Below are 25,785 nucleotides of genomic sequence, written 5' to 3' on the forward strand. Positions count from 1 at the left end.
GAGTCCTCCTTGCGAGCTTCCTCTATCATTCAATCAGATGAGATGATCTAATATACCAGTATACTGATATTTGTCCACTGTAAACAGCATTCACGATCTAGGGTTACAAAAAAATGAACTGAAAGCAAGCAACGATCGGGCTCTTATCTGCCAGACAGCTTCCAAGTCTCGCCTTGGGGCAGAACAAGGACGCGCTCAGCTTCAATATTCAGCTCCTGTATGCCGGACTGAAGGCGATCAAGCGCCTCTCTCGGAGTGTCATCGGCCAGCTTGAAGGCACCGTAATGCATCGGTACGAACCACTTCGCCTTGCAATCCAGATAGGCCTGCAGAGCTTGCTCCGGGGTCACATGCTGAGGTCCCATGAACCACTCCGGCTCATAGGCTCCAATCGGCATTAAGGCCACATCAAGCTCGAACTTGCGGCCAATCTCTTCGAAGCCGCGGAAGTACCCGCTATCACCTGCGAAGTATAGGGTAGGATATTCAGAGAGCACTGGTCTTGTTCCCACTTCAGCGGGGGCTGCAGCCATCGATTCATGCCCGCTTGCCGCATATGGCTCCATGACGTAACCGCCCCAATGAGAGCTGTTATTGTCCCAGGGATTACGCCGTGTGCAATGCTGTGACGGGACGAAGGTGAACTTCACCCCGTGAATGTGCACGGATTCCCACCAATGCAGCTCATGTATTCGGGTGAAGCCCTTCAGCCTAAGCTTCTGCCCGAGACCAGCAGGAACGATAAGCTGCTTCACACCGCCAAGGCGTCTAAGCGACTGTATGCTGAGGTGGTCATAATGGGAGTGAGAGATCAAGACAACATCGACAGGCGGTACGTCCTCGATCGGAATACCCGGCTGGGACAACCGCTTGTGGAACGCCATCTGGCCTGACCATACAGGGTCTGTCACTATGTTGAGACCTGCCAGCTGTATAAGGAAGGTAGAGTGCCCTACCCACGTCAGCGAGGGATGGGTCCGATTGTTGTGCAGGTAGTTCAGATCAGGCGCTACGCTAGGAACGGTGAAGGAGTAATCCTTCTTCTGCTGCCGCTTCATACGTTCCTGCCGCCAACGATTGAACTGCTTAACCGAGGTATGCTGCTGTATGGTGTCAAGGTTGCGGAACCGTCTTAGCCTCATACGCTGATTCCCCCTTCTACATGTGTAAGCTTAAGATACCAACTGCGCCCGCGGAGTGCAAATGGAGGTCATTCGCGCGGACAGGAATTATCTTGTAAACTGTATCTATACCATATGCAATTACCCGAACGGAGGAATCCACCATGAAGCTAATCTCCATAGAACCGACACCCAGTCCGAATTCCATGAAGCTGAACATAGATGAAGTCCTGCCTCCCGGAGTAAGGCAGTCCTATTCCAAGCAAGAAGCAGACAGTGCCCCTGAACCGCTTCGCAGCCTGCTTCAGATTACTGGAGTCCGCAGTGTGTTCCGTACCTCGGACTTCATCGCGCTCGATCGCGTGTCCTCTGCCGATTGGTCAGCTATCCTGTCGGAAGCTCGTACCCTCCTCGGCGGAACGGCGCCAGATACGGCGGCGGAGGCGGCGGTAACAACCGCCCAATATGGCGAAGCCCGTGTCCTCGTCCAGACGTTCCGCGGCATTCCGATGCAGCTACGAGTCCGGGCAGGCGATCGGGAAGTGCGATCAGCTCTTCCCGCGCAGTTCACCGATGCGGTAAGTGAGGCAGCAGGTTCGTCCATGATCCGGGAACGTACCTTGTCGGAGCTCGGTATCCGCTATGGTGAACTGGAGGAGATTGCCGGTGAAGTCGTGAAGGAGCTGACCGCTTCCTACCCGCCTGAGCGGCTTCAAGAGCTCATTGAAGCAGCCAAGTCAGCAGCCAGTCCTGCTAACGGTGATTCAGCAGCTGCCGTAATCATGCCTAGACGAGTGCCCTTGTCGGCAGATGAGCTGGAGCTTCGTCTGCAGTCCCCGGACTGGCAAGTGCGATATGCGGCTCTAGAACGAGTCACTCCATCACCTGAACTCCTGCCTATACTGGCAGGAGCAGTCCGAGATACCCACACGTCGGTGAGGAGGCTGGCGGTTGTCTATCTCGGCGATCTCAAGATTCCTGAAGCGCTGCCTTACCTGTTCGCCGCCCTCCGAGACACTTCTGCCTCAGTCCGAAGGACTGCAGGCGATACGCTGTCAGATCTCGGCGATCCTGCAGCAATCCCTTCCATGATTGAAGCGCTCCGGGATAGGAACAAGCTTGTTCGGTGGAGAGCCGCACGCTTCCTGTACGAGGCTGGAGATGAATCGGCTCTAGATGCCCTTCGCATCGCTGCCGAGGACAGTGAATTCGAGATCCAGCTTCAAGCTCAGATGGCCCTTGAGCGCATTGAACGCGGGGAGGAAGCGGCCGGATCGGTCTGGCAGCAGATGACCTCCTCGCGGGATCGCACAGAATGACAAGACATTTCAAGCAAGCCCTGTTTCAACAAGCACCCTCTTCGTGTATAACCTATTAACCGCTTAAGTCCGGTTAATAACAGGTCTTCCAAGGAGGTTGTTCCAATGAGCACGAAGCAACTGTATTATGTATCTGTATCCGGTAAGTCTGTAGATGCCGCTGAATCCATGGGTGAGCAGCTGCAGGTAAGAGCGACCGAGCAAGAGGCCTCTGAACTCCAGCTGCTTCTGAACTTGATCGGACAGGATGATCGCAATACGGCAATCAAGGCTCCGGTGCCCTACAAGTCCGCTGACCATGATCCAGCAACCGATAAGTTCAATGAAGATATCGTCAAGGTGTACCGCGCGATCTATGAGCTGGGAACTGACCGGACGAGAGAGCATATTCGCAGCATGAACATCATTCAGGAGCTGAAGAATCCTGACTTCCATCATGCCGGCTACAATGAAGACAAGTCTATTCAAGGCTAGCTAATCCATGCTCGCGCAGACTAAGCCCGAACGCTGTCCCGCAAGGGAGCGTTCGGGCTTCTACTTGCCTCAGCAGGGAGAGGCATTACATCGAATAATAATCAAGCACGAGCGCAGATAGCAGCCCAGCGCTGGCTAAGAGGCCTACGACAGGTCCCCCCTCTTGGTACGCTTCCGGCATCATCGTCGAGGACACCATCGCGACTATAGCTCCGCCGGCGAACGCCGCTATCATCGCCTTCACTCCGCTAGAGGCTTGATCCAGCAGCGTGTATCCGCCGAAGGATGCCAGCGCAGAGATGACAAGGACCGAGCCCCACATGAGCATGATCCTCCTCTTGCTGTAGCCCCCTGACAGCAGCCCAGCTGTGCTGGACAGCCCTTCCGGAATATTGCTCAGGAATACCGAGATGACAAGCAGCCAGGAGACTGAGCCTTGGGCGAGCAGACTCGCGCCAATCATGATGGACTCAGGAATCGCATCCAGCACGGTTCCGGCGAAGATCGTAAGCCCGCTCTGCGGCTTGTGAGCCTCAGCAGCAGCAGCAGGAGCAGAAGCTGGGGGTGAGCTGTGATGCGAGGACCTTTTGCGACGTGAACCGCCCTTATGCGATAGATACAGATCGACTGCCGTGAAGACCATAGCACCTGCGAGGAAGCCTGCTGCCGTATAGAGAAGCCCGCCCTCAGCTGCAGACTCTCCCAACAGCTCGTAAGCCGTCGCACCAATAAGGATTCCCGTACCATATGCCATAATATAGCCAACAATTCGAGTGGGAATCGACGTCAAGATGGAACAGATCGCTCCGATCAGGACAGCCGAGCCGGATATGGCACCCCATAGCAGCGCGTATAGCATGTGATGCCTCCTCTAATCGTTGAACTGCAGCGTCACCAGCACGGAGCCGTCGTTGCCGAACGGTTCATACTGAGCGTTATAGGAAGACAGAGCGACTGGCTCTGCTGATGCACGCTCAACCGCTTCCCTCAGATCCGCCTCGAGCCCCTCACCGTTCAAGTATCTGAATTGCATGCTGTCTGCGCCTGACGCGACAGCCTTCTGCACCTTAGCTCTCAGCTGGCCAGCATCCCGTATCGTATGAGCAGCCTCTTCCCAATGCAGGCCGACTTGCTGCTTAAGCAGCTGAAGCTTCTCTGCTCCTGCAGAATCGGTAGTCTCCGCTATGGCTCGGTCCAGTGACAGCTTATATGAGGAAGGCGCCTGCGGGTAATCTCTCGTCCAGCTGTGGTCCTTCCGAATCTGTTCGTCGCTTAGCAGATAATAGCGATAGCTGATGACATCGGGCTTCGTATTCTCCTTCATACTGCCATCCGAACTCTGCTGCTGTATCGTCACAGGGTCATCCCACGTTAGATCAAGATGGTACCACTGACCATCGATCTGGACTAGATTCCAAGCATGGTCGCCGGTATTGACGGTCCCCTCGACAATCCGCGCCTTCAGGCCCGCATCCTTCAGCAGCTGATATCCTAGCAGAGCATATCCTTGACAGACCGCGGTCCCTTCGGTGACGGCTTCGTAGGCGGTATACTTTTGCAAGGATTGATCGTACTCAAGCTTGCCGACCACATAATCATGGATAGCCTTCACCTTCTCATGCTGGGTCATCTCTGGATGAATAATGGAGCTGAGTATGGCTCGGGAGCTGTCCTGAACCACCTTCGTCTGCTCCTCCGACTCTCGGTACTTCGCATGCAATTGAATCGTCGAGCGGTCCCCCCAGCTGCGAATTGTATAGACGTAGGAGTCCAGCACGTAGGCGACGTAGTCTCGTCCCTCCAGAGATTGGCGGATGAGAGCAGGCAGCTGCTCGGAGAGCTGGCTGTTGTCCCCTTCATAAGTGACCGTGAACTCCGTACTTCTTGCCTGGAAGTTCCGTCCTATCTCCTCTGACAGCGCACTCATCGTTGCAGCATCCGCATCTTCGGCAAATACCGAGTAGAGGTCTACCTTCGTATGCCAAGCGAAGGCTATTGCCACAAGCACGAGCACCGAAGCAATCTTAATCGAACGCAATAGCATAAGTATGAGCTCACCCCTTATATAGCCATTCAACGTAGATCCGTTACTCGCTATTACCTCTATCTCTCTATTCATAACCAACTTTGCTGCAAAAGAGACCATCTGGAGCGAATCTTCGCCCTGATGCGGGCCGCCTGCCCTGCTCTGGGCAAGCCTAAACACAAAAAGATAGAGGCACAATCTGCCTCTATCTCATTATTCATTGGCTTCGGTTCGAGGGAAGGTTATACATGCACTGCGTTCGTCCTCCGGCTATGTCCCTCTATTGACTGACTGTCTCACCTGTTAGATCAAGCCAGTCCAGCTCTTCTCTCGTCAGACGAATCTGTGCTCCCTCGTCGCAGGATTGCAGCTCCGCCGAATTCTGCGCGCCGATGAGCGCACACGTCGGGAACGGCTGGTTCAACACGTAAGCTAGTGCAATCTGTATAGCCGTCACGTTCTTCTGCTCAGCCAGCTGCTCGGCACGGCGGAGACGCTCCCAGTTGTCATCGCTGTAGAACACGCGCACCAGGTCGGCGTTATCCCTTACCTCTGGGGTGAATCTCCCTGTGAAGAAGCCCCGCGCCTGGGAGGACCAAGACAATAGCGGAAGCTTCGTCTGCTCATGCCATGCGAGAGTCTCCTCGTCTGCGGACACACAATTCTCCCAGAATGGCTCGTTCGCCTTCGCCAGACTCAGGTTAGGACTGCTGAAGGTGAAGCCGCGCAGACCGTTAGCCGCCGCATATTCGTTCGCCTCCTGCAGCCGCTGCCAAGTCCAGTTGGACGCGCCGATCGCCCCGACAGTCCCAGCAGCGATATGCTCATTAAGCGCATCCATAATATGGCTGACCGGAGTTGCCGGGTCATCCCGATGAAGGCCGTACAGCTCGATGTGATCTGTCTTCAGCCGCTCCAAGCTGATCGCGAGCTCCTCCGCAATAGCAGCCTTGTTCACGCGCGGACCGAGCGGACCATGATGACCCCCCTTAGTTAGAATAACAAGCTGCTCGCGATTGCCCCGCTCCTGCATATAACGGCCAATCACTTCCTCGCTCTGGCCTCCGCAATAGATGTGCGCGGAATCTACCGTATTGCCGCCAATCGCTATGAAGGCATCAAGGTTGGCAGCTACTTGCTCATACTTGTCATGGGTAAAATAATCCGTTCCCTTAATCAATCGGGATACAGGCTTACGCGAGCCTTCAACTGATATATAATCCATAGCAGCCACTCCTCTATTAGAAATGTTATAAGGTAATCCTTGCTCTCTGCCGCGCGGAAGCAAGCACCGCATCTACAACTCTCATATTCAGAACCGCATCAGACGGCTCGAAGGGCAGCGGCTTGCCATCTAGTACGGCAGCTGCGAACTCATCACCTTGCAGCGAATATTGATTGACATTCGCCACCTGAACCTCGCGTCGTCCCTCCTTCGTAGACACGAAGAAGTTCGAGCCTCCATTCGGAGAGGTAACATAAGCGGAAGGCACCTGAATGGTTCCATCCGTGCCCAGTACTTCAAGCGTGTTGCGGAAGGCAGCCCACATGCCGCAGTCGAATGTGAGCGCAACGGAGTGAGGGAACTCAATGAGTCCAGAAGCCATCATATCGACATCTCCATGCTCGGGGGAGAAGAAGGCATGAGCCGTTACGGCCTCCGGCTCCTGTCCGAGCAGCAAGCGAGCTGCACTGATCGGATAGCAGCCCACATCGTAGACCGAGCCTCCGCCCCATTCCTTGCGGTACCTCACATTAGACTTATCTCCGGCATTATTGAACGTGAAGGCGCTATGAATACCGCGCACCTGGCCAATCTCTCCGGAAGCGATTACATCTCTGATCTGAGCATAACGCGGATGATAGCGATACATGAAGGCTTCGGACAGCTTCACTCCCGCCTTCGCACAGGCCTCTGCCATCTCCTCGGCTTCATGCTCCGTTAACGCCAGCGGCTTCTCACACAGTACATGCTTGCCAGCTTCAGCGGCTCGAATCGTCCATTCTCTATGAAGGTGATTCGGCAGCGGAATGTAGACAGCATCAATGGCGGGGTCTTCTAGCAGAGCCTCATAGCTTCCGTAAGCGGCAGGTATATTCAGCCTGTCTGCTGTCTGCTTCGCCTTCTCTTCATCACGACTAGCGATTGCAATAACTTCATTGCGCTGTGATTGCTGCAATCCCGGAATGACCGACCCTTGGGCGATGCCGGCACAGCCGATAATGCCCCATCTTAACTTGTTGTCCATAACAACCTCCTCTAGCTGATTAACAACCTTAGCTCATTACTCTCACTACACAATCATTCTTAACGTATGATGCTTATGCTTGATTGCGATTATATTGTCATTATATTGGACATCAACTAAAATTAAAATATAAGCATATTGCATACATATAAAACAATATTGTCATATCGGAGGCTTAACGAGATGCAAAGACAAAGCCATCTGCTGACCTTAACTGACTCCCCCTTCTTCTGCTGCCCGGAGTCCGTTGGTATCTATCAAGATGAACCTAATCATGCAGTTACCCGCGGGCAAGGAGCGCTTAACAACTTCAATATCCACTATGTCGCTTCTGGCAAAGGATACGTCGAGATTGATGGAGTAGAATATGAATTGGAGGCAGGTGAGGCCTTCCTCTACTTCCCGCTGCAGCAGCAGAAGTATTACAGCAGCAAGAGCGAGCCTTGGGATATTAGGTGGGTCCACTTCTACGGCGGAACAGGACTGCAAGAGTATATGGTCGACCGCGGCTTCATGAACCACCGGCTATGGACTCTCCGCCAATCGGCCGGTTGGGAGCGCGCTCATCTGGCTCTGCTAGAGGAAGCCGAAGAGCACAAGATGCTTCGCCCTGCTGTGCTGTCAACGCTGCTATACGCCGTCATTGCGGAGTTCGTCTCCCAAGCCATTCCGATAACGGGAAGCAAGCCCAGCACGGCCGCGAACCGTATACTGGACCTGCTTCCTCTCATGCAGCAGGAGGCCTGCAAGCCATTCATACTGGAGGAGTGGGCGGAACGGTCGGGAATTAGTGTCCATTACTTCTGCAAGCTGTTCCGCAAGGCGATGCAGATGACGCCGATGGACTTCATCACACGCTGTCGGCTCCAGATGGCCAAGCAGTGGCTGCTCGACAGAAGGGATGCGAATATCGGGCAGATCGCCTCAGATGCAGGTTATCCGAGCAGCAGCTACTTCAACAAGCGGTTCCTGGAGCATGAGGGTGTGACACCTACGGAATATCGGAGATTATATGGCAAGTAAGCCGATTGGAATGGACAGCCAGTACCCTATAGTTGTTATAATGATAGGAGCTATACGAGCATCTTAAGCTAGGGAGGAGATTGAATATGAATCTGGAGCTAGAGGGCAAGATCGCCATCATTACCGGGGGTAGCCGAGGAATCGGACTTGAGACAGCCGTGCAGCTAGCGAAGGAAGGCGCCAAGATTGCCATCGCGGCAAGGAACAAGGAGCAGCTAGAGGAAGCTGCATCCATCATAGCGGAGACAACTGGGGCATCGTGCTTGACTATCGTGGCGAATGTGACGCTCGAGCAGGACTGCAAGCGGATTATAGAGGAGACAGCCGCCTATTATGGCGGTCGAATTCATATTCTGGTCAACAATGCCGGCACTTCAGCCGCTCAGCCGTTCGAGCAAGTAGGGGCTGACGCTTGGCAGCAGGATCTGGATCTGAAGCTGTTCGGAGCCATTCATTGCTCTCGTTACGTCATCCCATACATGCGCGAGGCAGGGGGCGGCTCCATCGTCAATGTGACCGCCTCCATGGCGAAGACCCCTCCTGCCTCCTCGCTTCCGACGACGGTGTCCCGGGCAGCCGGTATGGCGCTGACGAAGGCGATGAGCAAGGACCTAGGACCGGACAACATTCGAGTCAATACGGTAGGCATCGGACTCATTCGCAGCCATCAGATCGAACAGAAGTGGAAGTCGTCAGCTCCTCACTTAACCTGGGAGCAGTTCGCTTCCGATCCGAAGCACGGCGTACCGCTCGGACGAATCGGCCGTACCGAGGAAGCCGCGAAGGTCATCGCCTTCCTGGTATCGGGAGCCGCGTCCTACGTCACAGGAACCTCTGTCAATATCGATGGAGGAGCTGCGCCAGCGCTATAGCAGTATCATATGTAAGAAGCTGACTAGGGTCATCCTGCTAAGGATACCTGTCAGCTTTTTTTTCTCTACTTCTCAACGACGGTCTTGAGTCCTGTGAGAATCTGAACCCAACCCGCTCTGATACCGTCAGAGACAGGATCTTCAGCTGGCAGCCCTCTGTGCGTGAGAGTGAGCTGGGTTACGCTCGGAGACGCTGCCTCCAGTTCATACACGACCTCGGACACCGGCGGTTGATCACCATATGCCCATACCGGACGGAACGTCATGACAATTCGAGTCCCAGGCTCTAACGCCACTATGCTACCATCGAGCAGAATGCTGTCATCCGGATTACGATAGCTGTAAGTGTCCCCAACCTGCCAGTCAGACCGAATTCGGCTTCCAAAATAATACTGCTCGGTCAGTTCAGGATCCGTTAGTCCCCTAATCACTTCATAAGTGCTGATGGATATAGGAGATGACCTGTCCAATTGTCTTGGCATAGGTTAATGAAGTGTCACTAGATCTGCTCATCTGTCCCCCGTCGGATACCAGCCATGAATTCCATGCCTACATCGTACCTGCCGTGGGACAAATAGTCTAAAAAGTGAATGTGCTAATGCGGAGCTCCCTCGAATTCTACACCGCATGGATTGGCATCCTTGTTCTTATCCCGCTCGATGACCTCACCGCTAGCCCTGTACAGGTCGTCATGTATATGGAAGCCCAGCTTGGTCGTTGATTCACCGACATAATGAGAGATGAAGGAACGTCGGAATCGATCCTTGGAGTGGTTGGGGTAGGAGCCGTGAATGGTGCTGCCATTGAAGAAGAGGACATCGCCTGATTGCATGATTGCTGGCACAGCTTCCGCTCCGTCAGGCACGTCGACTTCGTCGCGGAAGAAGGACTGCGCAGGGTCTGCTTCATGGGGACATTGGATGTCGATACGATTCGTCCGGGGAACGACCAGCAATCCTCCGTTGCCTTCATCCGCATCATCCACAGCCGTCCAAGCTGCTACACAGGTTCCGGGTTCAACCCGCAGATAATAGTTGTCTTGATGCAAGGCTTGGCCTCTGGCGCCAGGCGGCTTGAAGTAGAACATGCTCTGCGCGGCAAGAGGCTCCTCCCCCATCAAGTCTCTAAGCACATCCAACACTTCAGACTTCAACATGTACTTGCGAGCCGTATCATTGAAGCGATGGGGGTACAGCACCCGAGGATATTGCTTAAGCGGCTCACCGCCCGACTCCTCCTCAGACTTCGGTTCGAAGTAGCCAGGCACTGGCCCCGCTGCGTGCATAGACATGAAGTTATCCTTAATCTCAGTAATCTCCTCTTGCTTGAACAGGTTCCTAACGATGAGATACCCTTCCTTATGGAACTACTCGATCTGAGACTCGCTTAACCAAATGGACATTCCCCTCAGTCCGCCTCTCTTGAATACTGTAATAGCAATCGTTGTAGTACCATCATATCGATTACTCTGTTAGATTAGTATGAAGAGGAAGGCTGAATACCTATACGAATCGGCTGCACATCGCCAACTTAATCAGCATGCTGGAAGGACTGGTGACGATTATGAGCAATAAGTATCTCTATCAATATGAACAGGAAGCAACGCCAACTACAGGCGTTCTCCTGGCAGGCCATTATATTGAATCCTATGGCTTCTACGGTCACCGCACCCGTGGCACGAAGGATTGGCTGCTCATCTATACCAGAGCGGGGAAGGGCTCCTTCCGCCTAGACCATGAGATTCATAGCTGTCATGAAGGTGACCTCGTCTTGCTCGCACCCGGTACTCCGCATCACTACGCTGCAGACGAAGGTCATGGCTGGGAATTGCTATGGGCACACTTCCTTCCTCTGCCAGAGTGGGAGCCTTGGATGGGGCTGCCTAAGACAGAGGAGGGGTTCGTGCGAATCTCCATACCCGCGGGCACGCAGCGGAGCAGAATGGAGAACGCTCTCATGAAGCTTGTACAGGATGCCGCGATAGATGACAGATGGAGCGGAGAGCTCGCCAGGTTGTCGCTGGCTGAAGTCATCCTGCTTGCCAATCAAGCGAGCATCCAGGCGTCAAGCCCGCTTCACTTGGATGAACGAATCGCCCTCTCCATGCAATATATGATTACTCACCTTGGGGAGAAGCACAGCCTGGCTGACTTGTCGCGTGCGGCTGAATTGTCCGAGTCGCGGTTCCGCCATCTGTTCAAGGAGCAGACTGGCTGCTCCGTCAAGGAATGGATTACCGCATCCAGGCTGTACAAATCGGCTAAGCTCCTTGAATTAACATCAAGCTCAGTCAAGGAGATTGCTTACCTCGTCGGCTTCGACAATGCCTTCTACTTCACACGCCGATTCACGGAGAGATTCTCGGTCTCCCCGACCGTCTACCGAAGACAGGCTCAGCAGAGAGGATGACACCCCTGCTGGATCAAGCCAATTCATTCACTTAACGGCTTCCCCGTAGTAGTCCTTCAACCGAGAAAACCTTGCGTTCAGCACCTTAGCTGTCAACTGCGTTATTCATCTCTAACGAAAATGAACGACTGCCACCCTCTAGCTGCTTGGCAGCAATGCCCGCAATACTCAATTCCTCTCATCTGTGGCATAATAGTCACTCATCAATCTTAAGATAAGGTGGTTGTATCCATTCATGCAATCCTCATCATTCTCCCCACGTATTCTGCTCGCCGGGGTACAATGGATGTTCTTCATCTTAACCAACACGCTGGTCGTCCCATTGACACTAGGACAAGCGTTCCGTCTTACACCAGATCAAGTGGCACAATCGGTGCAACTGTCCTTCCTGTTGACGGGAGCGGCCTGCGTATGCCAGGCTCTGTTCGGTCATCGCCGGGCGCTGATGGACGGACCCGCCGGCATCTGGTGGGGCTTCACGCTCAGTATAGCGGCAACGGCCGGAACGGGCAGCAGTCTATCTCTAGTTGAAGTGGGAGGCGGGCTGGCAGCGGGCTATATGCTGGCTGCTGTCGTTATGATTGTACTTGGACTGCTCGGATTCTCCCAGGTTCTCATTCGCCTGTTCAATCCCATCGTCATCAGCGTCTTCCTCTTCCTGTTGACTGCTCAGCTGATGGGGACGTTCTTCCGCGGAATGCTGGGCATAGGAGGGGAAGGAACGCTGAATCCCGGCGTAACGCTGCTCTCGATAGGCACGGCTCTCCTCGTCGGTCTAATCTACTTAAGAGGCGGTACGCTCGGCAACTACGCGCTGTTAACGGGAATTATGGCAGGCTGGGCAGCCTTCGCCATCTTGTACGGCACGGATCTGGCTCCCCATACTCCGCCTCCCTCTCATTCGAGTGGACCCACATCCTTCACTTGGTTCCCGTGGGGCGCACCACGCTTCGAGCTGGGCATTATGCTCACCTCCTTCATAGTAGGGTTGATTAACATGTCTAATACCGTCACTTCGCTGACCGCGTATGCCAACAACTATGGCGATTCCGCCACGCCGGCCCAGTATCGCCGCTCTTATCTGATTAGCGGGCTGTTCTCTCTTGCCTCGCCTGCGCTCGGTCAACTGCCATTCGGCACGTTCGCTTCTTCTATCGGGCTGCTAGAGAGTACCCGCATCCTGCACCGCAATGCGCTAACCATCGGAGGCGGACTGTTCATGGTGTTCGGACTGGTTACTCCTCTGGGCCATGCGCTGGCTGCATTGCCTCTAACCGTAGGCAGTGCCGTGCTGTTCGTGGCGTACCTCCAGATGTTCGGCACGGCCGTACGGACGCTCCGCGGCTGGTCCTTCGACTCCCGTACCATCTATCGGCTCGCCTTGCCGTTCCTGCTCGGGATCAGCATTATGCATACGCCCTCCTCAGTGTTCTCTTCGCTTCCGACCGTCCTGCAGCCGCTGCTTAGCAATGGCCTCATCGTCGGAGTGTTGCTGTCCGTATTGCTGGAGGCGACCGTCGACTGGACAAGGTTCGAGGACAAGACAACAGCCAAGTCTCCCCAATAGGGAAGCTTGGCTGTTCTTCGTTCTTCTCTTATTCTGCATGAGATGAACTGTACTTATCTCAGCATAGCCTCTCCATCAACACGCTCATCATCCTCTTCCCGTCTACATCCAAGCAGACATCCACCTGGCCTGACTCGTCCCGTATAGCGACGGTCTGCCCTGATCCGCGGTCCATGACATAACCTTCGGTATCGAACGCTTCCCGGTGGTCATACTCCACCGTTACCTTCATCCGCTCGGTCTGTACGAGTGTGCGATCCAGCAGAATACTTACAGCAAGAGGATCATGCATCCGGCTCTCGTCCATGTTCCACGTATTGAAGAAGGTGGTAAGCAAGGAGACGAGTGCCGCATTCAGCGCTGTGCCTGTTGCGCGCAGCCGCTCGATGTCATCCCGGCCAATGAGCACCTTGTTCGTCACGTCGAGCCCTGCCATGACTATCGGCATTCCGCTTCGGAACACCAGCGATGCGGACTCCGGATCGCACTTGATGTTATGCTCCAGATGAGGCAGCTCTCTTCCATTATCGCCAAGCCGGGTAACCCCGCCCATCATCACGACTTCACGAACGCGGCTGACGATCCGCGGCTCTCGTATAATCGCAACCGCAATATTCGTAAGAGGTCCAATAGGAACAAGGGTAATCTCCCCCGGATTGCTCAGGATTGTATCAATAATGAAGTCGACCGCATGCTGACTATCGTATGCAATTGTCTCATCTTCCTCGATAACGCCGACCCCCTCATAGCCCGGCCACCAGATCTTGCGATTGTGAAGCAGAGGCTGCTGAATGCCAGCCATGACCCTCACATCCGATCTTCCACCCAGCTGCAGCAGCTTGGCCGCCATACGAGCGCGTAGATGCACATCACCGTATACCGTCGTTACACCTTCCAGCTGGAGCTCCGGGGAACGCATGGCAAGCGCCAGCGCCATAGCATCATCCACATCTGTTCCAATATCCGTATCTAGAATAATTCTTGTCGTCATCTTGCTTCAGCTCCTTGAATTCATCTCCTCTCCAATCTATCATGGGGTAGTGGGATACGCTTCCACGAATCGGTTGAATCCTTATATGAATTGGGGATGAGCAAGTCTGATGAACAGCTCTATTGCCTTCCTGTACCGCATGATTAGGGAAGAGAACAGCTATATTGACAAGCACCTGCACGCTTCCTTCGAGCTTGTCTATTACCTTAACGGATGCGGCTCGACGAGAGTTGGAGACAGCTCCTACAGCTACTCTGCCCATACCTACGCCCTCATTCCGCCGCATACGCCTCATGATGAATTACGAATAGAGGCTACCGAAGTGCTGTTCATCGGCTTCCATACGGACAACTCGGAGCTTGCGCTGACGCAAGGACTATATCATGATACGAATCGGCGTTCCCTGGTCCGCATCCTTGAACTGATGCATGAGGAGCTGGAGCTTAAGCTGCCCTATTACACGAAGACAGTGGACCTACTGCTTCAGCAGCTTATTATCGAGCTTAGCCGCCAGACCTCCGAGCAGCCGAAGCTGACCGAGCCAGATACAAGCATAGCCTATGCGAAGAGCTATATGGAGCACTATTACAATCAACCGCTGGATGGCCGTACGCTCGCCAAGCTTGCGGGCTATAGCTACGACCACTTCCGCCACTTATTCAAGCTTCATACCGGTTACTCACCCAAGGCTTACATTATGGAATTGCGGCTGGAGAAGGCCAAGCAGCTCCTCCTCCAGTCACAAGAGACGATTACCGCCATCGCTGACAGCTGTGGGTACGGCAACGTGCAGCAGTTCTGCATGCTGTTCAAGAGGAGCACTGGAGTGACACCGGCTGCGTATCGACGGTAGTCCGTGCCTGGTTAATCTATTTCTGTGACCGAGTGCTCTGAGAGTAAACTTCTTCCTTAGCGAAGGGGATAGTGAGCAAAGGAAGGAATAAAGAGATACCCGCCTCAGCCAAGGTTAATAGGAGTATGTTAAGTTAGAGCTGACTTACCGCATGCTGCTCATACATACTCGCAGGCAACGCCTTAATGAACGGTGACCAATCGCTTGTCGTATAGAGATGAAGGCGATGCATAGCCCGAGTACACGCCGTATAGAGAAGCTTGCGCTCACACTCCCGCCCGTAAGCTTCAGGAGAAGCTTCATAGATGAAGACTGCGTCGAACTCAATGCCCTTAGCGAGATACACGGGAATGACCATCACTCCTTGCTCATAACCGAGTGTCTCCTTCGTAATGAGCTGAACAGCTTCACTTCCGATCGACCGTAACGATTCATAGGCTTCCCGGCTCTCAGCAGCGGACTTCGTAATGACAGCAATAGAATGAATGCCTTCGGCTCTGAGAGCCGCGATGTCAGCCACAATCTGCATATCCCTGATCTCCCCGCCGTTCAGTCTCATCAACTGAGGCTTCGGACCTCTCCTCTCGAACGGTATAATTCGTTCCCCTCCTGGAAGCATCCCCTTCGTGAATTCCACGATCTCCCTCGTTGAACGATAGCTGCGAAGGAGACGAATAAGAGTCGTGTCCTCTTGGCCATACAGACTCAGCAGCGGCGAATCGGATGCATCCAGACTGGTAGACTGCATGTGAATGGCTTGCCCCATATCACCCAGCACCGTCATCCGAGCTCGTGGGAACAGCTTCTTCAGATACTCATATTGGAACGCCGAATAATCCTGACCCTCATCAACGAATACATAACGAATGTCCGAGTTCGTCCTTACCCCTTCCACCAGTTCCTTCACATACAGATACGGAGTTGCATCTTCGTAGAACAATTCACTTCGGAGCAGCCTCTCCTTCGTCTGCCTGCAGATCTCAGGCCACAGCGGAGGAACGGAGGCCCCATTCGTTAGCATCTCGTATGCTGCCTCGTTTTCAAATAAGCGCATATAGAGCTCTCTGATATCTATGAATGAGAACTTCTTCACACCGATCCTAAGCGGTCTCATGCCCTCTGCTACAATTCTTCGGCGGAGCAATCCCTCCTCCCGCCGGGCGAAGTCGAAGTCACCTTCATCTCGCCTGCGCTTGCCCGTCACCATCTCGTGAATCGTGGCATATTGTTCCGCGAGGTCGAATACTTCCCTGTCTTGATGCAGCTCTTCGAATACTTCCTCATAATGCTCGGGGTCAATATAACTAAGCTCATCCTGCACCCATGACGCATTCCGTTCCAGACGTTCCAGTGAGGTTAGTTCATCCAGCAGCCATTCCTGCAAGAGTGCCACACGATTGCTTAGAGGCAGGCAGCGGTCATACTGGTAGAACTCCGTTCTCATTCGCTCCGCGGTAATCAGGTCGCGATCGCGGAACCGAATGGCGTTGAACGGCATGCCTTCCTGCCCCAGCCGCTTGCCGTAGTTCTCTAACGCTTCAAGGTAAGCACGAGAAGTCTTGTACTCCATACCCTGAAGACGAGCCTCGTATCCCTGTGCTCCTTGCTCGGTCAGCACATATTCAATCTGGTCGAACGGATCCTCCGACCGAAGCGATGAACCTAGCCAGTAATCCATGTATTCCTGGAAGGTCGTCTGCTGCATATTCTCTTCCCCGAGCTCCGGAAGGACGGTAGAGATATAACTCGAGAACATGGCATTCGGTGAGAAAAGCACGATCTGATCAGCCTTGATGGTCTGGCGATGCTTATACAGCAAGTAGGCTACCCGCTGCAAGGCCGCGGACGTCTTACCGCTTCCAGCCGCACCTTGTACGATAAGCATCCGGCTCTTATCATTACGAATAATAGCGTTCTGTTCCCTCTGTATCGTTGCCACAATGCTCTTCATCTGTGTATTCGCACCTTGGCCGAGTACCTCCTGCAGCAGCTCGTCTCCGATCGTATCGCTCGCATCGAACATATGGCGAAGCTGGCCATTCTGAATCTGATATTGCCGCTTCAGCTCGATCCTTCCGTTGATTCGTCCAGCTGGTGTGTCATAAGACGCTTGGCCGGGCGGATAGTCGTAGTATAGGCTCGCTATGGGAGACCGCCAGTCATAGATGAGGAAGCTGAGGCCGTCTCGATCAATGAAGGAAGATACGCCAATATAGATTCGCTCGCTAGCGTTCAGACCATCCTCTAGATAATCAATCCGCCCGAAGTAAGGAGACGGAAGCAGACGATTCATGCTGCTCCATTGCTGCTTCATCAGCTTGTGCCCGCGCTCCCGTTCCGCAAGTACCGCGCTCTGCTGGTTAATGGTGTAGAAGGTCTCCTCGAAGTCTTCTTGCGTGCTTGTATTAATCGTCACTTCTTCCCAGAATCGCTTGCGTATGTCCGAGGCTTGATTATGCAACCCTGCAACCTCCGGCTCTAATTCAGCAATTCTAGCTTGCAGCTTCTCTTTCACTTCTTCCAGCCGCTCTTGTTCCTGCCTCCAATTGATCGTATTCATAGTTGCCCGAACACACTCCTTTTTCCACTGTATTAGGTTTAAAAAAGAGCATTGACAGATCTTAATTTGAGGTGTACAATTAAATTAGGATAAAACTGCACGAACTCAAATTTTAAATGCCAATAACGCTTATGATTATATCATAGCGTTATTTCTTGTTCCATATATTTTTTCGTGCCACCTATGAGCACATCCCATCCGTGCTTTGTAACACAACTGTAATCTTCCTCTAAGATTACATTCAGCTAGCCCCCTTACAATAAGGACATGACCCCCCTTTATTATATATTCTCTATTGAAGCCTGCAGCCGATTCGGCCGCAGGCGATTTTTTTGTATGTTACTCACACCATGCTCATAGCTTGAAGATTGACGAATCCTTAATATATATCTCTACCTGAGGCTCAAGGCGGCCAACCTTGCCCGTCTTCTCTAGACTATGCTTCTTCCATAACGAATAGTGATGCTTGTGCAGCGTCTCCTCCAGACCAAGCAAGTCGACCTTCGCTGCTGCTCCCCGTTCGTATGTACTTATAATATCCTCCGTCACTTCCTCCTTGACCTGCTCTGTCAGCTTAGCTGTAGATAACTTCCCCGATAACATATCGATACGCATAGTGGCACTCACCTTCATCTGATAGACGAGCTCAGAGCCGCGAACAACTGGAGTAATATGCTTCCTAACCCGGGTTACAATCATCACCGCTTCACCATTGCTCCATCGCACATGCAAGGGAAAGGCATGTCCACCTTCACTCCATCGGGTCCCCCTCAAGCTATCCTTCGGGAAGCTGCCTCGAAGTTGCCTGTTGTAGAAGGTGTATACCCCCTTGGCGACTATCACCTTAGCCCCCTTGCCCTTCGATATCCAGGTGTCTGAGTTAATGGAGAGGGAAGGAAGCATGACCGTGTTGCCTGCTTCCTCGTAATTCTTAAGGAACAGCCTTACCTTATTCATCGGAACGAGAGCGTAATCAAGAGGCCCTTCCGGACGTGCATTGTGCAGCAAGGTTAACTCAGGAGATAGATCAAGGACGGATCGAGACGCGAATAGCTCCTCAATAGATTGATCCGTAGCGAACAGCCAAGTCTGATATCGAATATCCGATGAACGGTACAGCGCTTCGAACAGCTTGCTAATATTCTTCTTCAGAACCTCTGCACCGAGTACAATACAATTAACATGTCCGTAATACAGATTCTGCTGTGAGCTATATTCGTTCAACTTCTTCATCGCCATGTAAGGATTGCTGTCCGAGGCTTGGCCGACCCAAGCGACAGACGCATCTGGTGACCGTACTTCTGTCTTGGCAATGGATGCGAAGTTCAACACTTGTACGTAGAAGGTATATTGCCCCTCCTTGTAATCCACTCCAATGCCGGATACGAATAGATTATCCCGCAGATCCTTCTTGTCCCAACACCCTGCAAGCAGCATGAAGCATACGAACAACATCAATCCCTTAAGGAGAGTCTTAGTCGTCATTATTGACCCTCCCCTTGTCTAGTAGAATCGGTTGTATTCAATTCGGCAGGCCTCGTCTTATTCTTAACGAATGGCTTACGCAGCAGCGCAGGAAGCAGCTCATTCCATACCGGAGGAGATACTGGAGTAATATAAGAACGGCCGAATGACCGTAGGGTCGTCATGTAGAAGATCATACACAGGAAGGACAGCATGAACCCGAACATGCCTAGCAAGGTGGTAAGAGTAAGGACGAAGAATCTTAGCAGCGTAACGGTACCATTAAGTGATTGGTTAACGAGCGTGAATGCAGCGATCGTCGAGACCGATACGACGACAATCATCGTAGGTGCGGTTATTCCTGCAGCTACTGCCATCTCCCCGATAATGAGCCCTCCTACGACGGCAACCGTCTGCCCTACCGTCTTGGGGAGACGGACGCCAGCCTCCCGGAACAGCTCGAAGAGAATGACGACGAGGTACACCTCCAGTGTAGAGGGGAGCGGAAGCCCGCTCCGTGCCATGGCTACCGTAGCGAGCAAGGTGAATGGTAGCTGGTCCATGTTGAAGCTGGTCAGAGCAATCCAGAAGCCAGGTAGAAATACCGCAACGAAAAAACCCACAAATCGCAATATTCGTTCGATAGAAACGAAGTAATAGGGTAAATATAGGTCCTCAGGCGTCTTAAGCATGCTTAATAAGGAGACTGGTGCAATGATGGCGTTAGGCGAGCCTTCAGCGAGAATAACCATACGTCCAACCATGAGTGCTTCCGTAACATAGTCTGGACGTCCAACGTAGTCCAGCTGAGGGAATATGCTTAATGGTCGATCAGCTAAGGCACTCTCCAGCTGATTGCTATTGTTCAGCGCATCGATAGTTATTGCCGCTATTCTCTTCCTTGCTTCTTCAACTAACGCTGGATCCGTAATATCATTCACATACAAGAGGGCTACCTTCGATTGACTCCTCCGTCCTACCGTCGTCATCTCGCAGCATAACGAAGCCGTGCGGAGCCTCTTCCGAATCAGGGCAATATTCGTCGTAATATCTTCTGTGAATCCATCTCGCGCCCCCTTGACTGCAACCTCTGTAGAGGATTCCTCTGGATTACGCTTCGGTGCATTACCGATATCCAGCTTATAGCAGAGCTTCTGCTCCTCGGCATCCGTTATGAACACGACCAGACTGCCTTCGAACACAGCAGCCGTCAACAGATCGGCTGTAGGGGATGAACTCACAGATTGCAGCCTGAGCGGGCCGTATTGATTAAGATTGCGTATATCCGAATGCGTCTCAATCATTCGCTGCAGATGATGGAGTACATAATCATTAAGCTGCTTCACATCTGCAAGTCCGCTGCAATAGACAAGCAGCAGGTGGAGCGGGCTCTCTTCCCTCTGAATGGTCATGGCACTTATCTGTACATCATGACTGTTCCTGAACAGCTCACGAACGCTGATCTCATCCATATCCTCATCCTCCTCTATTCTGTAGCAGATAAGCCAGCTGGTGCTGACTTCTCTCCCCGAAGAGCAAGTACTGCGAATAAGGTGAACATGAATAGATGGAATGCCAGCACCGCAGGGAAGTACACTGACTTGAGGAGCATGAAGAAGGCCATATCGTTCAAGGGCATCATAATTAACGTCAACTCCGCCAGCAGCAGACACAATGCTCCTATCACTCTGCCCTTCACCGTCTTAAGCTGCAGCATCTCTAGAGCTAGGCATAAGCCGAGCGACATACGTACACATGCACCAGCGAGCCATTGATAGATGGAGAAGAAGTCCATATGTTCAATATAGTGACCAAGCTGCATCAGCCTCCATTGCTCGAAGGCGGGATATCGCTGCTTGGCAGCCTCGATAGGTCCGAACTCACTAATCGAACCAAGCGTTGGACCAAGCGTCAACACGATTAAGAAGACACTGAGCAGGACTAGGCGATTACGCGAGACAGCTCTTGAATAAGAGAGAAGGAACATAATCATAATTAGCTCCGTCAAGCCTCCGCTTAGGAACACCAGGCTGTTCATGACAGGCTGGACGCCCCGCGCCAGTATAGGAAATATGGAACTATAATCCTTGTTCGCGGAGTTGGTGAACATGATGAAGAATCCCAGTAACACGACTAGAGGAAGGAATATCCCGCTAGCTAGGAGAACAGACCGAATTCCGATAATACTGACTCCTGTACACAGTGCCCCTAGGAAGATGGCAACGAACAGTTCAGGTGTTACCTGAAGATAGGTTGTATTCGTCCATGTCAGCGTATCTTGATATGTAACGTAGACGAACAAGATGAAGTACAATAACCACATCATCCGGAATACCTTAGCCGCTCCATTGCCAAGACGACTCTTCAGCCACACCACCGGGTGCTCCCCATTCATCTTGCTAATAATAGCGTGCAGAGCAGCAACCCATAGCAAGTATGGCAGGGCTATCACTATTATACTGAGCCAAGCGTCTCTCCCTGCCGTCTCCAGCAGAAGTGGAATGACCTCTACATGGCTCATCATTCCGGTGCTCATGAGGATGGTCATTGCGACCAAGGAGAACGGCAGCCTCTTCGTGTTCATGAATTAGGTAATCCTCCTTCCATTGCCATAGCTTGCCTATATTATGTTCTAACTAGGGAAGGAGTAACCAGCCTATACGAAGAAACCCCTTCCGCTAGGGGAAGGGGCTTGCTTGTGAGCAGTATTTGATATAGTTACGCAGGTTGTTCTGATCTAATTAGGCAGGTTCTTCTCTAGTTACGAAGGTTCTTCTGATCTAGCTATACAGGTTCTTCACCTTGGTCGTGAACTGTCTTGCACGCTCCGCAACCAAGTCGAATCGGCCGGCTCGAACATCCTCCAGATTAACCAGCTTGCCGCCCATCCCAACTGCATTCGCACCTGAGGAGAAGTACTCCCCAATGTTGTCCAGATGAACTCCCCCAGTCGCAATCATAGGAATATCTGCGAGCGGCCCCCTCAGCTCGGTGAGATACTTAGGTCCAAGCGTCCCCATAGGGAAGATCTTAACCGCCTCAGCCCCTGCCTTCCAAGCCTTCACAATCTCGGTAGGCGTCATCACCCCCGGCCAGACGGAGATTCCTCTCTCCCGGCCATAAGCAATCACTTCCTCATCGAGATTCGGAGAGATGAGGAACTGCGCGCCAGCCTCAGCCGCCTGCTCGGCCATCTTCACATCCAGCACCGTACCGGCCCCGATCGCGGCTTGTCCATCGAACAGCCTCCTCCATCGTTCAATGATGATAGGAGCACCTTCCGTATTCATCGTAATCTCCATGAGGCGAATTCCGCCATCGATCAGGGCTCTGCCCGCTTCATCGGCATGGCGGTCTTCAATTCCTCGCAGAATCGCGACAATCTTCTCCTCTAGCAGCAATTCCAGCATCTTCGACATGTTGCTATCTCCTCTCTAAGGCGGGCTAGCCAATCAACCTTCAGCCAAGCGGTCTAAGCCCATTAATGACCTAAGCCCAATATTCCCTGAGCAATCGGACGAACACGTTCGGGAACGCAAGTTCCTTCCGATGCTCAGCACCAATCCAGCGGTATTCCTCAGGCAGCTCCTTGCGGGCTGCATGGCCGCTGCCGTCAGCGGAGTAGAGCGCCCCTTGCTCCGCAGCAATAGCTGCGCCTAATTCATCCATACCACGCTGAGGGCTGTACAAGGCTTTCCCGAATGTTACGGTCTGTCCTCCTGTTGTTGTTGCTGCTGTTGCTGCTCCCTGCCCCGTCTCAACGCTGCCCAAGTCGGCCAGATACACATGAAGCTTCCAATGGATGTGGCTGAAGATATGGTCAGTGTCCATCCACCAGCTGCGAGGCCGGATGAGCAGACCTGTCTCTTCAAGCAGCGAACGCGTCAGTACCTCCGCATGGACAGCCTGCTCAGCCGCTGACAAGACAGTCGCAGGGCGGTCGCCCTCCGCAGCCCCTGACAGCAGCACATGGGGTAGCTCCCACATCTGGGCGAGCAGTCCGGTATCCGGCCGCCTGCGAACGAGTATCTGACCTTCGTGTTCCCCTGTGCCCATCACGATGACAGCAGCACGCTGCTCGTCTCTTGCCTTCTTCGCCTTCGTCTTCACAGGCAGCTCATGCTCCCTGCCTGCAAGCCTGGCTGCACAATGCTCCATCACCGGGCAAGGCAGACAGCTTGGCGACTTCGGTGTGCATACGAGCGCGCCAAGCTCCATCAGCGCTTGATTGAAGTCTCCAGCGGCACCCTCCGGAATGAGGGAAGCTGCAAGCTTCTCAATTCCCACTCTTGTCTTCGGCTTGGCAATGTCCTCTTCCAGGCAGAAGTATCGTGAGAGGACGCGCATCACATTGCCGTCGACAGCCGGCTCCGGACGGTTGAAGGCAATGCTCATAATGGCTCCGGTCGTGTATGGCCCGACTCCCTTAAGTCCTGCAACCGATAACTTGTCATCCGGCACCTGGCCCCCATAGTGCTGAACAACCTCACGTGCTCCAGCCTGGAGATTACGTGCTCTTGAATAGTAGCCAAGCCCTTCCCAGCACTTCAACACTTCCTCCTCGGGCGCTTCAGCCAGAGCCCCAATCGTCGGGAACCGCTCCATGAACCGTTCATAGTACGGAATTACCGTATCTACCCGAGTCTGCTGCAGCATAATCTCCGACACCCAGATTCGGTAGGGATCGTGATTCATCCTCCATGGCAAGTCCCGCTTCATCCTCCGGTACCATGCCAGCAGCTCCGTGCTGAAGTATTGCTCTGCAATCCTTGTCTCTGTCATATAATCTCCTTCTAAGTACTCCGCTCTAAGCTTGCTGAGCCGCTCGTCGTCCCTTGCCCAATTCTGCGGTACTGCATCGGCGTAAGTCCGATATGCCGCTTGAATACACGGGAGAGATAATGATTCTGCATCCCGACTCTCCGCGCAACCGCCGATATCGGCTCATCCGTACTTGTCAGCAGCTCCTTGGCACGAAGCAGTCTTCTCTGTGTGACGTATTGAATAGGCGAACAACCGGTCATATTCCTGAACAGGGTGATGAAGTAATTCGGATGAACATACGCCGCTCGGGCCAGATCTTCCACTTGAATATTGTCAGCGAGCCGTTCCTCAATGTAAGCGAACACATCCTTCAGCTGATCAATATCTTCCGATGAATTGCCGATCCCGCCGACCATACTCTCATCTAGATAATAAGCGACAATCTCGAGCAGGACAGATCTTAGCCGAAGATTCCTAGTTAATGCAGGCGCGCTGTCCAGACTAATCAGTCTATGGAAGAGCTGCGTCATATAGGCTTCATCCTTCACCTCAACGGACAATGGGAGCTGAAGCAGCTCTACCAGCTGACGCCCCATCTCTGTCCGGAAGTGGCACCAATATCGGCAGAATAGCTCTCCTCCTTCCACCTCGAACGACTGAGACATGCCGAGAGGGAGGAGATAGAGCCTTCCTGGGACAATCTCATGCTCGGTGTCGTCGTATCGATACCAGCCTCTTCCCCCTATGACATAACAGAGCCGATAGTAGTCCGGCTCGGAATGCTGATCCAGCCAGCCAGCTGGGCTCTCGCTGTATGCACTCATTATTATCTCAGCCTGAAGCTGATTAATTTGGTTAATTACGATGCTCTCATAATCTGTCTCCATATGGCTTATAGACTCCGATCGGGTATTCATGACTGAACAGATGAATCGTTCGATCTCTATTATAAACCTAACACGGCCAAGATAGATATGGCAGTTCATAGAACTTCGTTCTATACTAGTCTATAGTCAATAACAATGAGGTTCGGAGGGATGCCAAGATGGATAGGAAGCTGCTGTCGAAGAAGCTTGGAATAGGAACCAGCACCTTGCTGCTTATGATGTTCATGCTCCTGCTCATACTCTTGCTTACCGGATGCGGAGGCAGTGAAGGAGGGAAGCCCTCTCAGCTGGCGGATGCCTCTAGCGAGACGGCTGCCGTCTACAAGGAGAACTGTATATCCTGCCACGGCTCCGAGCTGCAAGGCCGAATAGGACCAGCTACCAACCTAACGAAGGTTGGAGCAAGGATGTCTAAGGAGGAGCTGGTTGTTCAGATTACGAAGGGTCAGGAAGATCATATGCCAGCCTTCGAGCAGCGGCTGAAGCGTGAGGAGATCGAAGCGCTTGCGGCATGGCTGTCTGCCAAAAAATAAAAAATCCCCCGCATCAGCACATTATCGCGCCTAATGCAGGAGATTCTCACTCATCCATAATCATCTATTAGATAAACACCGATATTCCGCTATACACGAGCAAGGAAGCCATCACCGCGTTGAACGCTCGGCGATGCTTGTGCAGGAAGCCCTGGAACATAGCGCCGAATACAGCCCAGCTAATGCTGGCAAGCATGCCAATGAAGGCAAGGAACAGGGACGAAGCAATCAGCCCTTCATTCGTCGTATAGACAGGAATGACGAAGGTGGAGATGGCAGTTAGGCCATACAGAATCACATTCGGGTTAATGAATTGCAGCAGCAAGCCTGAGACGAAGAAGCGAGCTTCCTCCCCTTCCTGGTGCTTGTTCATCGCTGCCGTACTTGTTATGATCTTGTAAGCGAGGAATACCATATAGACCGCTCCGCCGATCTGCAGGTACAGCTGGATCTTGGGCAGGTAGCTGCTTAACAAGAGATTGAAGTAGCTGCATAGCAGCATGATGGCCAGGAAGCCTACCGATACGCCCATCGTGAACTTCATCGTCTTCCTCAGGCCGTACTTGTTCGCATGAGTCATGGCTAGAATGTTGTTGGGACCCGGGGTGAAGGCAGTGACGATGACGTAGAGCAGGAACGCAGCGGTGTACAAGTGAACAACCTCCATCAGATG

At 52.9% G+C, this 25,785-nt stretch carries 23 protein-coding genes and 1 pseudogene; 8 read left to right on the forward strand and 16 right to left on the reverse strand.

Annotated features, from left to right (window positions below; all coding sequences use genetic code 11):
• Window positions 1-143 precede the first annotated feature (143 nt).
• Window positions 144-1,142, reverse strand: coding sequence for an MBL fold metallo-hydrolase (locus ACFO9Q_RS05170; protein WP_379179395.1), 999 nt, complete (start codon window positions 1,140-1,142; stop codon window positions 144-146).
• Between the two features lie 143 nt (window positions 1,143-1,285).
• Between ACFO9Q_RS05170 and ACFO9Q_RS05175 the strand changes: the two genes are divergently transcribed.
• Window positions 1,286-2,440 (forward strand): conserved virulence factor C family protein, encoded by a 1,155-nt coding sequence (locus ACFO9Q_RS05175; RefSeq protein WP_379179397.1) that lies wholly within the window; start codon window positions 1,286-1,288, stop codon window positions 2,438-2,440.
• A 105-nt stretch (window positions 2,441-2,545) separates the two neighbouring features.
• On the forward strand, window positions 2,546-2,914 hold the full coding sequence (locus ACFO9Q_RS05180; RefSeq protein ID WP_379179399.1) for a hypothetical protein: 369 nt from the start codon (window positions 2,546-2,548) through the stop codon (window positions 2,912-2,914).
• Between the two features lie 85 nt (window positions 2,915-2,999).
• On the opposite strand, the gene ACFO9Q_RS05185 is transcribed toward ACFO9Q_RS05180, so the two are convergent.
• The 4 genes from ACFO9Q_RS05185 to ACFO9Q_RS05200 all read right to left on the reverse strand — a co-directional run bounded on the left by ACFO9Q_RS05185 (window position 3,000) and on the right by ACFO9Q_RS05200 (window position 7,189).
• On the reverse strand, window positions 3,000-3,773 hold the full coding sequence (locus ACFO9Q_RS05185; protein ID WP_379179401.1) for a ZIP family metal transporter: 774 nt from the start codon (window positions 3,771-3,773) through the stop codon (window positions 3,000-3,002).
• 12 nt (window positions 3,774-3,785) lie between these two features.
• On the reverse strand, window positions 3,786-4,958 hold the full coding sequence (locus ACFO9Q_RS05190) for a transglutaminase domain-containing protein (RefSeq protein WP_379179403.1): 1,173 nt from the start codon (window positions 4,956-4,958) through the stop codon (window positions 3,786-3,788).
• A 262-nt stretch (window positions 4,959-5,220) separates the two neighbouring features.
• The gene (locus ACFO9Q_RS05195) at window positions 5,221-6,165 is read right to left on the reverse strand and encodes an aldo/keto reductase (protein WP_379179405.1); all 945 of its coding nucleotides are present in this window, start codon (window positions 6,163-6,165) and stop codon (window positions 5,221-5,223) included.
• A gap of 25 nt (window positions 6,166-6,190) precedes the next feature.
• Entirely contained in the window at window positions 6,191-7,189 is a 999-nt protein-coding gene (locus ACFO9Q_RS05200) for a Gfo/Idh/MocA family protein (RefSeq protein ID WP_379179407.1), read from the reverse strand.
• Between the two features lie 183 nt (window positions 7,190-7,372).
• On the opposite strand from ACFO9Q_RS05200, the gene ACFO9Q_RS05205 reads away from it, so the two are divergent.
• Both ACFO9Q_RS05205 and ACFO9Q_RS05210 read left to right on the forward strand, forming a co-directional pair.
• Window positions 7,373-8,212 (forward strand): helix-turn-helix transcriptional regulator, encoded by an 840-nt coding sequence (locus ACFO9Q_RS05205; RefSeq protein WP_379179409.1) that lies wholly within the window; start codon window positions 7,373-7,375, stop codon window positions 8,210-8,212.
• An 86-nt stretch (window positions 8,213-8,298) separates the two neighbouring features.
• Window positions 8,299-9,084 (forward strand): SDR family NAD(P)-dependent oxidoreductase, encoded by a 786-nt coding sequence (locus ACFO9Q_RS05210; RefSeq protein WP_379179410.1) that lies wholly within the window; start codon window positions 8,299-8,301, stop codon window positions 9,082-9,084.
• A gap of 65 nt (window positions 9,085-9,149) precedes the next feature.
• Here ACFO9Q_RS05210 and ACFO9Q_RS05215 read toward each other — a convergent pair whose 3' ends face one another.
• Window positions 9,150-9,566: an SRPBCC domain-containing protein gene (locus ACFO9Q_RS05215; RefSeq protein WP_379179411.1), complete on the reverse strand. Its 417-nt coding sequence runs from the start codon at window positions 9,564-9,566 to the stop codon at window positions 9,150-9,152.
• 113 nt (window positions 9,567-9,679) lie between these two features.
• A pseudogene (locus ACFO9Q_RS05220) lies at window positions 9,680-10,450 on the reverse strand (phytanoyl-CoA dioxygenase family protein); the annotation flags it as partial.
• 197 nt (window positions 10,451-10,647) lie between these two features.
• On the opposite strand from ACFO9Q_RS05220, the gene ACFO9Q_RS05225 reads away from it, so the two are divergent.
• Entirely contained in the window at window positions 10,648-11,493 is an 846-nt protein-coding gene (locus ACFO9Q_RS05225) for a helix-turn-helix domain-containing protein (RefSeq protein ID WP_379179414.1), read from the forward strand.
• 235 nt (window positions 11,494-11,728) lie between these two features.
• Complete coding sequence (locus ACFO9Q_RS05230; RefSeq protein WP_379179416.1) at window positions 11,729-13,060, forward strand: uracil/xanthine transporter; 1,332 nt, start codon at window positions 11,729-11,731, stop codon at window positions 13,058-13,060.
• Between the two features lie 58 nt (window positions 13,061-13,118).
• Here the strand turns inward: ACFO9Q_RS05230 and ACFO9Q_RS05235 are convergent, their stop codons facing one another.
• A complete protein-coding gene (locus tag ACFO9Q_RS05235; protein ID WP_379179419.1) occupies window positions 13,119-14,051 on the reverse strand; it encodes a nucleoside hydrolase in 933 nt (310 codons plus the stop codon).
• Between the two features lie 109 nt (window positions 14,052-14,160).
• On the opposite strand from ACFO9Q_RS05235, the gene ACFO9Q_RS05240 reads away from it, so the two are divergent.
• A complete protein-coding gene (locus ACFO9Q_RS05240; protein WP_379179421.1) occupies window positions 14,161-14,904 on the forward strand; it encodes a helix-turn-helix domain-containing protein in 744 nt (247 codons plus the stop codon).
• A 133-nt stretch (window positions 14,905-15,037) separates the two neighbouring features.
• On the opposite strand, the gene helD is transcribed toward ACFO9Q_RS05240, so the two are convergent.
• The 7 genes from helD to ACFO9Q_RS05275 form a co-directional block, all read right to left on the reverse strand.
• On the reverse strand, window positions 15,038-17,464 hold the full coding sequence (gene helD / locus ACFO9Q_RS05245) for an RNA polymerase recycling motor HelD (RefSeq protein ID WP_379179423.1): 2,427 nt from the start codon (window positions 17,462-17,464) through the stop codon (window positions 15,038-15,040).
• A gap of 354 nt (window positions 17,465-17,818) precedes the next feature.
• Window positions 17,819-18,949 carry a Ger(x)C family spore germination protein gene (locus tag ACFO9Q_RS05250; protein ID WP_379179425.1) on the reverse strand — a complete coding sequence of 377 codons (1,131 nt, stop codon included), beginning with the start codon at window positions 18,947-18,949 and terminating at the stop codon, window positions 17,819-17,821.
• On the reverse strand, window positions 18,949-20,400 hold the full coding sequence (locus ACFO9Q_RS05255; protein WP_379179427.1) for a spore germination protein: 1,452 nt from the start codon (window positions 20,398-20,400) through the stop codon (window positions 18,949-18,951). The genes ACFO9Q_RS05250 and ACFO9Q_RS05255 overlap by 1 nt, the downstream gene beginning before the upstream one ends.
• 14 nt (window positions 20,401-20,414) lie before the next feature.
• Window positions 20,415-21,512, reverse strand: coding sequence for an endospore germination permease (locus tag ACFO9Q_RS05260; protein ID WP_379179429.1), 1,098 nt, complete (start codon window positions 21,510-21,512; stop codon window positions 20,415-20,417).
• A gap of 196 nt (window positions 21,513-21,708) precedes the next feature.
• A complete protein-coding gene (locus ACFO9Q_RS05265) occupies window positions 21,709-22,347 on the reverse strand; it encodes a bifunctional 4-hydroxy-2-oxoglutarate aldolase/2-dehydro-3-deoxy-phosphogluconate aldolase (protein ID WP_379179431.1) in 639 nt (212 codons plus the stop codon).
• Between the two features lie 70 nt (window positions 22,348-22,417).
• The gene (mutY, locus tag ACFO9Q_RS05270; RefSeq protein ID WP_379179433.1) at window positions 22,418-23,710 is read right to left on the reverse strand and encodes an A/G-specific adenine glycosylase; all 1,293 of its coding nucleotides are present in this window, start codon (window positions 23,708-23,710) and stop codon (window positions 22,418-22,420) included.
• 11 nt (window positions 23,711-23,721) lie between these two features.
• Window positions 23,722-24,579: an AraC family transcriptional regulator gene (locus ACFO9Q_RS05275; protein ID WP_379179435.1), complete on the reverse strand. Its 858-nt coding sequence runs from the start codon at window positions 24,577-24,579 to the stop codon at window positions 23,722-23,724.
• Between the two features lie 158 nt (window positions 24,580-24,737).
• On the opposite strand from ACFO9Q_RS05275, the gene ACFO9Q_RS05280 reads away from it, so the two are divergent.
• Window positions 24,738-25,112: a c-type cytochrome gene (locus ACFO9Q_RS05280; RefSeq protein WP_379179437.1), complete on the forward strand. Its 375-nt coding sequence runs from the start codon at window positions 24,738-24,740 to the stop codon at window positions 25,110-25,112.
• A 67-nt stretch (window positions 25,113-25,179) separates the two neighbouring features.
• Here ACFO9Q_RS05280 and ACFO9Q_RS05285 read toward each other — a convergent pair whose 3' ends face one another.
• Entirely contained in the window at window positions 25,180-25,764 is a 585-nt protein-coding gene (locus tag ACFO9Q_RS05285) for a LysE family transporter (protein WP_379179439.1), read from the reverse strand.
• Window positions 25,765-25,785: the final 21 nt, after the last annotated feature.

Source organism: Paenibacillus sp. GCM10023252, assembly GCF_042653305.1.
Classification (GTDB): domain Bacteria; phylum Bacillota; class Bacilli; order Paenibacillales; family Paenibacillaceae; genus Pristimantibacillus.